The sequence below is a fragment of the Myroides sp. LJL119 genome, assembly GCF_054871605.1.
Genome location: NZ_JBTXLO010000002.1, coordinates 297,950 through 311,014, shown reverse-complemented (window position 1 = coordinate 311,014; position 13,065 = coordinate 297,950). Strand labels below are relative to the sequence as shown.

Genomic DNA, 13,065 nt, shown 5'->3' with positions numbered 1-13,065 from the left:
TTAATAAATCATCTTTTGTATAGGTAGTACTAAAATTCCTTGGGCACCAACTTGTTTTAATTGGTCAATTATCTCCCAAAAAGTATCCTCTTTAATAACCGAATGAACCGAACTCCCTCCCTTTTGGGCTAAAGGCAAAACACTTGGACTCTTTATCCCAGGTAATATTTCAATGATTTTCTCTAGACTTTGATCAGGGGCATTTAAAAGAATATATTTATTCTCCTTAGATTTTAATACACCTTGGATTCGAAACAAAAGCTTGTCTAATAAAACTTTCTTTGAATCACTTAACTTCTCATTAGCCACCAAAATAGCTTGACTCTGTAAAATAGTTTCCACAGGCTTTAATCCATTGCTAATTAAAGTCGAACCACTACTAACAATATCGCAGATTCCATCGGCCAGGCCAATACCAGGGGCTATTTCCACACTACCAGAAATTGTTTCTATACAAGCGGTAATGTTATGTTTATCCAAAAAAGATTTTAAAATAACCGGATAGCTAGTAGCAATGGTTCTTCCTTGGAAATATTCTAAACCAGAGTAATTACTCGCTTTATCCACAGCAAGACAAACACGGCAACAAGAAAATCCTAATGATTCCACTATTTCAAGTTGTGAGTTTTGTTCATAGAAAACATTCTGACCAATAATACCAATATCGGCCACTCCTTTTTGAACATATTTTAAAATATCATCATCTCTTAAAAAAAGTACTTCTAAGGGAAAGTTGGAACTCTGGGCTATTAGCTTGCCACCTGTATTGGGAATTTTTATTGCACATTCTTGCAATAACTCCATTGAATTTTGACTTAAACGTCCACTTTTTTGGATCGCTATTCTTAATTTACTCATAGCTGTTTTTTTTTATAAGCGCTTGAGTAAACAAATAGGAAAATAAGTAGTAGGTAATAAAAATAAAAAATCCCGTTTGATTACTCAAACGGGATAATTAGTTATTTTATATTGTTTTCAAAACATCACAACATTATCTGCTCGCTTGAGTGCAAGTAAAATGATGATGTAAATGATGTAGTTGATTTGCGTACATTTTTTGGGATATTTTGATAGGACAAATGTAGATAAAAAAATGTGGTATCAAAATTAATTTTATTTTTATTTCTCTAAATAGTTGATTTTCCTAAAAAATCAAAAGTTAATTAAAATGGTTTAAATACACATATTTAATTGAAAAACAAGAAGTTATGAATTATAAAAATCGGCCATTTTCTGCATGGTTAAATAAAAATGATCATCCACTATTTGCGCATTTTTCACCGTTAAAGGAAACGGTACCATATGGGTATGGTTAAAAGGATAATCCAAGATATCTACTGGAATTTGAATATCCCTAAATGGTCCCTTTAACATATTTAAAGCCTCAACCGCTGGAGCAACCTCATCTTGCAATAAGTTAATTGAGTAAATTTGGTCTTGTAGTTCAGTTAACCTTTGTTCTCTTTCTTTTTGAAAATGATTATATCTAAGCATAGCTTTAAACCAACTCTCCTCTGGGTGAGCATCTCCACATTGGTAGTGAGCCAAACGAGGTTCCCCAACAAAATTGGTGGTTAAGAGTTGTGCGAATATCTTTTGCATCATAATGGTTGCCTTTCCATCCATTATATACTTAGAAACAGGAAACATTCTATCTATGGTCATTCCACCACAAAAACAAACTAACTTAGAATCACCCAGAATTTGTTTTGGATTAGCCATCTTTAAGATAATGGATAAAAATGAGCCTATCGAATAACCAAATAAATCAATCTTAGCATCGTTTTTTAAACTAGGATATTGGCCTTGTCGTAGATTCTCTACCCATTGAATAAAATCGTAAAAAGTCTGTAATCCGGACCAAAACATACGCAAAGGATCTGCCTCCATTCGAGTGCTAATAGCAGCATTGACATAACTCCAATCTGAATTTAAACTAGGGTCCTGTGCACGTTTATTGGCCACCTCAAACATTAGTTTTCTATCTGACCAAGGCTTAGGGGTTCTTTCCATGTGAAAGCTAATTGGAAACAAGACAACTGCACTATTTGTTCTTTTAACCAACTCATAGGCCCAAGGCAAGTACTTATCCCATTTTTTTTCGTTTAAACCATGGAACATAACAATCACTTTATCACTCACTTGGCTATTAAGATTACGCATAATGGAGATTGGAAAATTTAAATTTTCTTTTACACTATAATCTGGGATATCTAGTAAATCATCGCTTATACTGGTGTACTTAACAAAACTTTTTTCAAAAATGTGCTCGTGCTCGCAACACTTTAACTCCAAAGAGCCATGTAATATTCCGTGTGCCTTATCGGAAGTAAAGTTATTTCGTAAAATTTCAATTCCTAATTCAGAATCTTGTAGTAAATTACCTGTTTGATTATATAGGTTTTTTAATTTTTCATGTAATTGGTAATAATGCATAGTGGTAATGGTAATTATTTTTGTAGCTACACAACTACAAACTGTATAGCATAACAACGTAAAGCACAAAATCTTATTGTTTGAAAGATCAACAAAACTTATATTAAAAAAAAGTAGCTCTAAATAATCCTTAGGCTGCTAACACCTGTAGATTAATAGAGCTACCTGTACAATAACTAACTTCAAATTTAACATTTGAGATTATAATAAATTGGTCAATACCTTTTAGCTTTATAAACCCAATTACGGGATGACTGTGTTTATAAAGTATTTATTATAATATTTTTATTCCCTGTGAATTGTAAAATAATTCAGGTACTAAATTTTTAATTCTCTGCGTAAAGCTTATAGTTTCCATAAAGAGTTGCACCAGGGGCACAAAACTCACTTAGAACACCGCGATCACCCTCATTTACCGTATCGATGGTAAGCATATCTTTTTCGAAAAAGAAGTTCACTTTTATATCATTTATGGTAGCCTGATAGTGCGTAGGACTAATCTTTTTTGCCTGGGTTTGTAAAGAGCAATTCGTCTGAAAATTATCAGCCGGCGAACTCACCACAATATTGGCCGTTTGTTTGTCTTGCCCACTTAAAACCACCTCGACTTGAACGTAATTATCCGGATGGTCCTGTCCGTGTTTATCATGAACTAACACATAAATGGCGTTAGTTGGTAAATCCTTAATGGATTGCTCCACTTTGTCTTGCTTTTTGTCTTCACCTTTACAACTAAATGATAGTGTAGCTAAACAAAATGTTAAAGCAAGAACACCTAAAAAACTTCTTTTCATAATATTTACTCTTTTATTTATATAAATATAAGAATAATACAAAACAATACAAACATTATTACTTTGTAAACATAATAAATATTTTCAAACGTTAATCATTTATTGTAAATTTTAACATAATAATTTATTTAAAATTTCTTAATAGTAATTTAAAATTTCACCCTAAAAAGGCTAATTCTTAGCTCAAAACACACCAATTTCCTCTATTTACAGGCCACTTATAGGCAATTAAAAACTAGGTTAGTTTTTTTAAAAAAAAGACAAAAAAAAGCCAGTATAAAATACTGACTTTATGATTTTTAATAGAAAAGACTATTTTTTTAAGAGGAATCTTTTACGCAAAGCTCGCCTTATAATCCTCTATCTCTTTTACGGTTTTTATTAATTCTGGTCCCAATAAACGATATGAATCCTGGGTAATTAAAAAGTTATCCTCGATGCGAATACCTCCGAAATTTCGGAAACTCTCTAATTTGTCATAATTAATAAACTCCTTATATTTTTGCTGTTCAGACCAGCGGGTAATTAACTCGGGGATAAAATAAATACCAGGTTCAACTGTAATTACATGCCCTTGTTTAAGGGCTTTACCCAAACGAAGTGACTTTAAACCAAATTGATCGGTTTGTTTTTGCATTGTTGGTGTATAACCAACGTACTGCTCTCCTAAATCCTCCATATCATGAACATCTAATCCCATCATATGTCCTAAACCACATTGAAAAAACATAGTATGGGCATGATTGGCTACCGCATCTTGTGCATTTCCTTTCATAATACCCATATCAATAAGTCCTTGAGATAGAACCTCTGCGGCCTTTAGGTGTACTGTTTTAAATTCCACAGATGGTTTAAGCATGGATTTAGCAGTTTCAAAGGCGTTTAAAACAATATTATACACATCGGCTTGTTCTGGGGTAAATCGTGGATCCACCGGTATGGTTCTAGTTAAATCAGAGGCATATCCCGAGGCAACCTCCGCCCCTGAATCATTTAATAATAACTGTCCCGATTCCAAAGTGTTTAACTTATAGTGATTATGTAAAATCTCACCATGTACCGTTACAATACTCGGGTAGGCTTGTTCGCAGTTACGACTTGCCGCTAAATGCTGAATCGCACTTACAATTTCGTATTCCTTAACCCCTGGCTTGGCCATTCGCATAGCCAATAAATGCATATCCACAGAAACCTGTAAAGCTTTTTCTATCTCCAGAATTTCTTGTGGCTCCTTTACCTCACGTTGCTTAACCACACTAGTTATAAAGCTTTGGCTTGGGGTTAGCTTAGAGATTGGTTGGTGTAATAAATCACTTAAAAGAATTTTATTAAAACTTTGGTAAGCAGGCAAGTAATGCACTTTTCTGTTTTCAGATAAGGCTAGTGAAATATAGTTTCCAAGCTCATTAAAAGCCAAGGTTTTTGTAACCCCTACTTGAAGACTTTTTTGTTTTAAAGTCTCTTGACGACCCATCCAAACAATTAAATCCATAGACATTTCGTCTCCAAAAATAATGGTTTGATTTTTATCTAAATCGATAATAGCAGCCAAGTTAGGTTCTTGAATTCCAAAATAGTAGATAAATGAACTATCTTGTCTAAAACGATATGTATTATCTTTAAAATTAATCGGGTTTTCTATATTACCTAAAAAAAGTAATATCCCCTTCTCACTTGAAAGATTTTCAGTTAAAACCTCTCTTCTGTTTATATAAGTTTGAGTACTAAACATAATAATGTGTTTTTATGAAGCGAAAGTTAAGAACTTCTAACAAATTAAACTACTATTTAAACACAATACTACAAAACAGATTTACCCCACTGTCCCTTAGATAAACTCTTTTTTTTTAGATTTTATATCTAAAACGGACAAAAGTATTGGCAAATTAAAAACGGTATTGTTGATCAAAAAACTCCTGTGCCACCTTTTGCTGGTCGTGCTCTTTACATACTTGTTTTAAAAACGTGGTAAAGGTATAGGTAAAGTAAATGCGTTTACTTTTTTGTACATTGGCTTGTTCTTGGAGTTTTTGACCTAGGTATTTAGCAAAATACAATTGCTGATCCCCTGAGGCCTGAAAGTATAATTGCTGAATTAATATATAGTGAAACTCTACCTTAGACCTACTACTTTGAAACAAAGTTTCTATATACATCTTTATTTGATTCTGCCAGGTTTCAACCATTTTTATGTGATTGACCGTTAAGGCGTATTTCTCAATATAATCATCCACAAATATACCTAATCGTTTACTATGATGAACAATGCGTTTATCAAACTGATAGATTGTATTTAAAAAAGCAGTAAAAATCTCAAAAGCCACTAAAGAATCAATATGCATGGCTACAAAGGTATCAATCGGGGCAATTGCAATTTTTAAAAGATCGATTATCTTTTTAATTTTCATTGCCTCTAAAGTCTTACGCTTACCCGCTACACTATCGATAATCTTATTTGTTAGTTCAATGACCTGTTGGGCGTTATAGGTTTGTTCTTTTTTAGAAAAACTCAAGAGAAACTGCTGTTCTAAAGGTTTATTTTTTTTAAAAACCTCTAAAACCCAACTGTCCAATGTGGTTTTATCCAACTCCTGTAAAACAAGTTGAACCTCTGATAGTTTTTTGGTTTTTGTTGTGGTTTTCTTTAAGGGTGTTTTTCCAGCACCTTTTTTAGATTTGATAAACTGGTCTTTGATAGCCAAAACCACAGCCAAAACATGAATACAAGGGCTGAGTTCACTTTGGCAATCACAGCTTATTTCTTGTAAGATCTCCTGTTTAACAACGACTTTTAAATCAAAGCAATCTTGCTTATCATCTACAAAGGCAATAAAATGACCTTTTTTTATTTGCTCTAATTCCCTTACGGTTAATTCCTTAGCCAATTGTAGATTTTTCTTATTACTTTTCTTTAAAAGACTCTCCATTTTATCTAACTTTCTTGTAAATCAATAGGTAAAAATACATGCTATTGATGTAAATAAAAAATAATTTATCCTGTGTGAGGTAAACCTTAATAATACTTAAGTTCTACACAAAGCTATTTTTCCAATTAAAAAAAACAGACACGCAACATCTTCCTTACTATAAATCAAGCTATTACCTAAAGAAACAACTATTAAAAAAATAATATTACCTCATCTTTTTGGCCCAATTTTACCGCTTGTTAATAATTTGTTTAATAAAATTAAATTAAAACTAAAAAAATTTCATTAAAAGCCTATAATTCAATATATTTACCTTTTTATTTATAACCTTACTTTATTTCTTATATATGATACTTATTCTAACCCGGGTTTTTCATTATATCGTAAATATTATAATGACTTTATTGGATCTTTAATTGCAAAAAAAATAATCTTTTCAAATAAGAGTAACTTAGATTCTAATTACGGCTTTGCTTACAAATAACAAGGGAGTATTTTTGTGTTTTTAAATAAGTAAAAAATAACTTACTTTAGCCCTTGAAATTGTAATTAACATATAGCAACACAATGAAACAAGTAACTTTAAACGACATCCACGTAGGTTTAGGAGCAAAAATGGTTCCATTTGCAGGTTTTAATATGCCTGTTCAATATGAAGGCGTAAATGCAGAACATGAAACAGTAAGAAACGGTGTTGGGGTATTTGATGTATCTCACATGGGAATCTTTAAAATTTCTGGGCCAAACGCATTAGAATTAATTCAAAAAGTTACTTCAAATGACGCCTCTACATTAGTAGATGGAAAAGCACAATACTGCTACTTCCCTAACCAACAAGGTGGAGTAATTGATGATATTATTACCTATAGAGTAAACCAAGAAGAATACTTAATGGTTGTAAATGCTTCTAATATCGATAAGGATTGGGAGTGGATAAACAAACACAACCAGTGTCAAGCAACTCTAGAGAATCTTTCCGATGGATATTCTATTTTAGCCATTCAAGGGCCTAAAGCTATTGAAGCAATGCAGAGTTTAACTAATGTGAATCTATCGGATATTAAGTTCTACAACTTTGTTATCGGTACTTTTGCTGGGGTTCAAGATGTAGTTATATCTGCAACTGGTTACACAGGTTCAGGAGGTTTTGAAATCTATGTAAAAAACCAAGATATTTTACAAATCTGGAACAAAGTATTTCAAGCTGGTGAATCCTATGGAATCAAACCAATTGGATTAGCGGCTCGTGATACCTTACGTTTAGAAATGGGGTACTGTTTATATGGTAATGAACTAAACGATGAGATTTCACCATTAGAGGCAGGTCTTGGATGGGTTACTAAATTCACAAAAGACTTTATCGCTAGTGATATTTTAAAAGCTGAAAAAGAAGCTGGATTAAAAAATAAATTAGTTGGATTTGAACTAGTAGGAAAAGGAATTCCAAGAAGTGGTTACCAAATTGTAGATGCACAAGGAAATGAACTAGGTGTAGTAACATCAGGAACCATGTCTCCTTCTACTGGAAAAGCAATTGGAATGGGTTATGTACCGGTAGACTTTGCCCAGGTAGATACACCAATTTTTATTCGTATTCGTAAAAATGACGTGGAAGCCAAAGTAGTTAAAACGCCTTTTTATAAAAAATAATAACAAAACAAGATAGGAGCTTAAAAGAAGCTCCTATTTTTTTTATGATATGTTTGAATTATACTATATTTTTGCATAAATAAAAATTAAGTAACAATTATTATGGGAAGAGCGTTTGAATTTAGAAAAGGACGTAAGCTAAAACGTTGGTCTGCTATGGCAAAAACGTTTACAAGAATCGGTAAGGACATTGTAATGGCTGTAAAAGAAGGTGGACCCAGCCCCGATAGTAATGCACGTCTTCGCGCGGTAATACAAAATGCTAAGGCTGCAAATATGCCTAAAGAAAACGTAGAACGTGCCATTAAACGTGCTAGCGATAAAGATACTGCCAATTATAAAGAAGTGATATTTGAAGGATATGCACCTCATGGGATTGCTGTCTTGATTGAATGTGCTACAGATAATAACAACAGAACAGTGGCAAATATCCGTAGCTACTTTAATAAATGTAATGGAGCTTTAGGAACATCTGGATCGGTTGATTTTATGTTTGACCACACTTGTAACTTTAGGATTCCAGCTGAAGAAGGAAGAGATTTAGAGGAGTTCGAATTAGAATTAATTGATTTTGGTATAGATGAGATATTCGAGGATGAAGATGGAGTAATGATCTATGCCCCTTTTGAAAGTTTTGGATCTATTCAAAAAGAACTAGAATCAAGAGGAATCGAGATTCTTTCCTCAGGCTTTGATCGTATTCCTCAAGTTACCAAAGAACTTAATGAACAAGAACAAGCCGATGTAGATAAGCTTTTAGAAAAAATCGAAGAGGACGATGATGTTCAAAACGTATTTACTACAATGGCTTAATTAACCACTGGTGGGTATATATAACAGCTCTAAATATATTATTTAGAGCTGTTTTTTTTATATAGCCTACCTTAAATTACTACGATACATTAAAAATACAATAGTATCTGTAAGAGTTCACTATTGTAAAAAATAGACTCTAGTATTGGCTTTTTTTGATATTCTTTACTCTACTCGTGTAAACACAGGAGCTTGCCACTGTTTGTTTAACATCTCTTTTTTGGGATGATAAACACGTAGGGTCAAATTAAAACTTCCAGTATTTGCCGGCAACCAGTTCTTTACCTTATCTGGTTCTGGTTTTTCCACTTGAATATAAATATCCAATGACCCATCTGGATTATATACCATATCACTTCGATCTCCTAAAGCGAATCGATCCAATTCATTGGCTACAAAAAAACCAGCACTATTATACATGGTTAACGACCAAAAAGCATTAGCAGGTGGTAGTTTATCTTTTTCAAAATGGATAACATAGTTATAATCACCATGAAAAGGCCTTTGTTTGGAATCTAAGAATCCAGTTGGATAAATAGCATCCTCGGGTAAATTTGCTCCTAGCCCAAATCTAGTTACATAAGCGCGATGTAAATAATCAGTTCCATAATCACCCGTGTTTTCCATGGTTACCCAACCATTTATAACAGGCATTTCGTTTTGTCTGTTTTGTAAACGCGTTAAGACCGTGCTTGGGATACTTTTAATGGCTTGTTGTTGTAAGGAAGAAAAGCCCGATAGCTCAAACTTTAAATCTGCACCAACACCCAATGGCTTTAATTTTTCTATAAAATCCAAATCCGCTTGTAGGGGTGGATTTAAAACCAAAAGTTGGTTTAGGTAATTAAAAAAAGTAGTAATATCCATTTGATCCACAATATCATTTGGATCCCCTACAGGAACATCGGGTTGCAAAGCTGGCCACTTATATCCACTAGGTGGACTTAAGGTGTATTGTTGAATTAATGGATATACAAAATCCTTTCCGTCTTGTTCGCTTTTCACCTCGGTTCGCCCAATAATCCATGCATAGGTAGTAGGAGATTTAATTTGCGTCACCCCACTAGGAACACTTCCTTGCCAAAAAGGACCCGTAATAAGAAACTCCCCTCCTATGTTTCCAATGGTCCTTGTTCCAATGGAAGTAATTACATTAGTAAAAGCATCTAGAATCGGTAATAAGTGATACCTATCATTATCAGCCGGTAATTTTAAAGTAACCGGACCTTGGGATAAATCAAGCCAAGCATTGGAATAAAAGGTATCCACGTTTGGTCGAACCACGGCTGTAAAATCAGAACCTGGAAAGATTGGCAAATGAGAAAACACGTTTAAAGGTGCTTGCATTTCACCGGGTACTGGGGCTGTGCTATGGGTGGATTGTCGTCTTGTAATATCCATTGTTACCAGTGGTATACCATACAAATAGGCTTGTTCTAATAATAAAATAGCAGACTCGGGTGGTTGCTGAACATGATTATCATCATTACTACATCCTACCTGGATAAGACTAAAGCATATAACCATAGTGGTTAATGCTTTTAATAAAGTTTTCTTGATTTTTATAGATTTCATAATCTGGTTTTTTTAAAAGGTACTTTGCACTATTGCTTTTATTTGCTTTTTAAACAATGCAAGCAAAATTATCCCCATCCACACCCTTTTTAGCTATCCTTTTAGTCTAGTACAAAACAACTATTTTAAAATCAACAACTTACAAATTACAAACTATACCAAATGGCTAGTGAAATAGCGGTGAAAATCGCATAAAAAACTGCCTTACATCCAAATATAAATAATTGATTTATAAATAAATAGCAAGTAAAATCAGTATATTTGGTCTTTTAAATAAACCTAAACCAAGATCCTTTGTACAACTATGGACATTAATTCTGCCCAAATAAATAGATTGTCTTTTCATCTTAAAACTAAAAACAAGTGGCTTTTTATAGTTTTATACTTTTTGTTTTTTTCTTTGCCTACCACAGCCATTCAAATAACACCCGATAAACTAACCTATCAAAACACTTTTATGGATTCCACTATGCAAACCAGTAGGGATTCTTTGCAAAATACCTGGGTGCGGGCAGAGTTAAACAAGCAACTATTAAACAAAGCAATCTTAGTTCAAAATAAAAATATTCACCTTGCCAGATATGAATTATGGGCTAAGGAAAATGATACTTTAAAACAAATATTTCCGAATATCGATTTTTATCAAAACCCTATAAAAAGCAGATATCCGGTGTATTATTTCACCCCAAGTGACACCACGTATTACTTAAATATCTTCCAAGAAAACCCCCAAGGACTTAACCTATTCGCCCAAGAGTTCGGCCAATTTGGCCAATATGCTTCCTTGACGGTTTTATACCTTAGTATGTACTACGGACTAGCCCTTATGTGTGTTGTATTTAATTTAGTGTATTTTATCATTTTCCAAGACAAAAGATTCAGTAGCTACATCCTATTGCAATTAGCAATCTTATGCCTTTTTCTTTATGAAGATGGAATGCTATTTTATTTTTCCAATCAAAAATACTTACTACCGGAATTACAAAATCTACTTTTAAGTATCATATGTGTATTAATTGGCGTGTTTTCCTACTATTTTCTGGATAGACCCAAATTAAAATATCCCTATAAAAAAGTACTTGCAGTACTCTGCTTTTTACTTTTTATTTTTTTAATTCTGTATTACACTCTTTATTACAAACCTATTATTTTTGCCATACAAGGACTTTGCTTTTTACTGATCATTTGGTGTTTCAAACCTGGAATAACCCTTTTTAAAACAAATACTTATGCTAAATTCTTTGTTATTAATTTCGGTCTGTTAACCATTTTCTGTATTGGATATTACTTGGCTATAAATCACTTAAATTCACTACATATCTTTTTTAATATCAATACCTTACGACTGGTGAGTGTTTTAGAGATTATTGCCATTAGTTTTGTATTAATATTTAAAATTAGAACCCTAAAAGAGCAAAATATCAAATACAAAACCGAACTTCGATATTACCTTCATTTACTTAGTTTGGACAAACAAATACAAGCCCAACAAATCCAAAATCCTAAAACAATACTCAAACAAGGTGATAAAGCTCATCAAGACAACCAAATTATCCTTGAACTGCAAAAACACTATGATCTCACCCAAAGAGAAATCGAGGTATTACAATTAATCTGGCAAGGAGATTCTAATAAAGAAATTGCCGAGAAGCTTTTTCTAAGTGTTCACACCATTAAATACCATGTTAGTAATCTTTACACTAAATTAGATGTTAATACAAGAAGACAAGTAAGAGATTTAAAACCCAATACCTAAAAAAAAGCCTGTCTAATCCTCCCTCAAGGGTAATTGGATTTAAAATCTAAAAAAAGGATTTAACTATTTTTTAAAGTCTATTGTAATATGTAAAAACACGCTTTTAAAATAAATAAACAATTGATAAACAAATCCTTAAAAAAAACAACATGGTATTGGTTAAATTCCTATTTTCCCAAGCAAGTAGTAAAGCGAGGAATCCGGGCTATTTTTATTACTTTTGTGTAAAATTTTTTAACTATGAAATGGGAAGGACGTAGAGAAAGTAAAAACGTAAAAGACTCTCGTGGAAAATCCTCAGCAGGTAAAACCGCTCTAGGGGGTGCGCTATTGGGAATCATAGCCACATTATTATATCTTTTTGGCGGGGATACCGGTAAACAAATCGCTCCGGTTATTGAACAAGTAGCCACCCAAAGCACTATAACCACACAAGGATCACAGACTCGTGAATTAAGTCAATCCGAGATTCAAATGGGTAAAATGATCGCCGTTATGTTTGCTGACACCGAAGATGTATGGCATCAAATCTTTAAAGACAATGGGATAGTCTACCAAGAACCAAATATGGAAATCTTCGAGAATCAAGTACAAACCAAATGTGGACTGGCCTTAAAAGATATAGGCCCGTTTTATTGTCCTTCTGACCAGACCGTTTATATGGATTTATCCTTCTTTGAAGAATTACACACCACCTACGGAGCTAAAAAAGGAAATATGGCCATTGCTTATGTAATCGCCCATGAGGTGGGACACCATGTACAGAATTTATTGGGAACCAATCAAAAAGTAGCTCAAATACAAGAGAATTCCAGTAAAAAAATTGCCAATGAACTATCGGTAGCCCAAGAGCTACAAGCCGACTTTTATGCAGGGGTTTGGAGCGCATATGTTCAAAAATACTTAGAACCACAAGACATAGATATCGCATTAAGCGCTGCTAAGGCTGTGGGAGACGATACGATTCAAAAAAGATATACCAACCAAATAAATCCAGAGACCTTCACACATGGAACCAGTGAACAACGAAAACAATGGTTTTTAAAAGGTTATCAAACCAAAGATATAAAACAAGGTAATACCTTTGAAGAATTATTAAGGTAAAGCAACTGCT

Annotated in this window: 10 protein-coding genes; 4 read left to right on the top strand and 6 right to left on the bottom strand. The window is 33.2% G+C overall.

All coding sequences use genetic code 11. From position 1 onward, the window contains the following. The 5 genes from hisG to ACYSNV_RS04280 form a co-directional block, all read right to left on the bottom strand. Complete coding sequence (gene hisG / locus ACYSNV_RS04300) at positions 1-858, bottom strand: ATP phosphoribosyltransferase (RefSeq protein WP_461761332.1); 858 nt, start codon at positions 856-858, stop codon at positions 1-3. 348 nt (positions 859-1,206) lie between these two features. After that, positions 1,207-2,436, bottom strand: a complete 1,230-nt coding sequence (locus tag ACYSNV_RS04295; RefSeq protein WP_461761331.1) for a DUF6051 family protein — start codon at positions 2,434-2,436, stop codon at positions 1,207-1,209. A gap of 326 nt (positions 2,437-2,762) precedes the next feature. Next, complete coding sequence (locus ACYSNV_RS04290) at positions 2,763-3,230, bottom strand: hypothetical protein (RefSeq protein ID WP_461761330.1); 468 nt, start codon at positions 3,228-3,230, stop codon at positions 2,763-2,765. A gap of 334 nt (positions 3,231-3,564) precedes the next feature. Further along, positions 3,565-4,962 carry an aminopeptidase P family protein gene (locus ACYSNV_RS04285; protein WP_461761329.1) on the bottom strand — a complete coding sequence of 466 codons (1,398 nt, stop codon included), beginning with the start codon at positions 4,960-4,962 and terminating at the stop codon, positions 3,565-3,567. A gap of 154 nt (positions 4,963-5,116) precedes the next feature. Further along, complete coding sequence (locus tag ACYSNV_RS04280) at positions 5,117-6,157, bottom strand: SWIM zinc finger family protein (protein WP_461761328.1); 1,041 nt, start codon at positions 6,155-6,157, stop codon at positions 5,117-5,119. A gap of 567 nt (positions 6,158-6,724) precedes the next feature. On the opposite strand from ACYSNV_RS04280, the gene gcvT reads away from it, so the two are divergent. Together gcvT and ACYSNV_RS04270 are read left to right on the top strand one after the other, a co-directional pair. Next, complete coding sequence (gcvT, locus tag ACYSNV_RS04275; protein WP_461761327.1) at positions 6,725-7,807, top strand: glycine cleavage system aminomethyltransferase GcvT; 1,083 nt, start codon at positions 6,725-6,727, stop codon at positions 7,805-7,807. 102 nt (positions 7,808-7,909) lie between these two features. Further along, entirely contained in the window at positions 7,910-8,620 is a 711-nt protein-coding gene (locus ACYSNV_RS04270; RefSeq protein ID WP_461761326.1) for a YebC/PmpR family DNA-binding transcriptional regulator, read from the top strand. Positions 8,621-8,785: 165 nt separating this feature from the next. Here the strand turns inward: ACYSNV_RS04270 and ACYSNV_RS04265 are convergent, their stop codons facing one another. Then, a complete protein-coding gene (locus ACYSNV_RS04265; protein ID WP_461761325.1) occupies positions 8,786-10,195 on the bottom strand; it encodes a DUF1254 domain-containing protein in 1,410 nt (469 codons plus the stop codon). A 304-nt stretch (positions 10,196-10,499) separates the two neighbouring features. Here ACYSNV_RS04265 and ACYSNV_RS04260 point away from each other — a divergent pair, with 304 nt between their 5' ends. Then, positions 10,500-11,951 (top strand): LuxR C-terminal-related transcriptional regulator, encoded by a 1,452-nt coding sequence (locus ACYSNV_RS04260; RefSeq protein ID WP_461761324.1) that lies wholly within the window; start codon positions 10,500-10,502, stop codon positions 11,949-11,951. Between the two features lie 240 nt (positions 11,952-12,191). After that, positions 12,192-13,055 (top strand): KPN_02809 family neutral zinc metallopeptidase, encoded by an 864-nt coding sequence (gene ypfJ, locus ACYSNV_RS04255; RefSeq protein ID WP_461761323.1) that lies wholly within the window; start codon positions 12,192-12,194, stop codon positions 13,053-13,055. The last annotated feature ends 10 nt before the right edge of the window (positions 13,056-13,065 follow it).

Excerpts from the sequence above, each read along its gene's own strand:
- hisG (WP_461761332.1), bottom strand. The coding sequence starts at position 858 with ATGAGTAAATTAAGAATAGCGATCCAAAAAAGTGGACGTTTAAGTCAA.
- ACYSNV_RS04295 (WP_461761331.1), bottom strand. The coding sequence starts at position 2,436 with ATGCATTATTACCAATTACATGAAAAATTAAAAAACCTATATAATCAA.
- ACYSNV_RS04290 (WP_461761330.1), bottom strand. The coding sequence starts at position 3,230 with ATGAAAAGAAGTTTTTTAGGTGTTCTTGCTTTAACATTTTGTTTAGCT.
- ACYSNV_RS04285 (WP_461761329.1), bottom strand. The coding sequence starts at position 4,962 with ATGTTTAGTACTCAAACTTATATAAACAGAAGAGAGGTTTTAACTGAA.
- ACYSNV_RS04280 (WP_461761328.1), bottom strand. The coding sequence starts at position 6,157 with ATGGAGAGTCTTTTAAAGAAAAGTAATAAGAAAAATCTACAATTGGCT.
- gcvT (WP_461761327.1), top strand. The coding sequence starts at position 6,725 with ATGAAACAAGTAACTTTAAACGACATCCACGTAGGTTTAGGAGCAAAA.
- ACYSNV_RS04270 (WP_461761326.1), top strand. The coding sequence starts at position 7,910 with ATGGGAAGAGCGTTTGAATTTAGAAAAGGACGTAAGCTAAAACGTTGG.
- ACYSNV_RS04265 (WP_461761325.1), bottom strand. The coding sequence starts at position 10,195 with ATGAAATCTATAAAAATCAAGAAAACTTTATTAAAAGCATTAACCACT.
- ACYSNV_RS04260 (WP_461761324.1), top strand. The coding sequence starts at position 10,500 with ATGGACATTAATTCTGCCCAAATAAATAGATTGTCTTTTCATCTTAAA.
- ypfJ (WP_461761323.1), top strand. The coding sequence starts at position 12,192 with ATGAAATGGGAAGGACGTAGAGAAAGTAAAAACGTAAAAGACTCTCGT.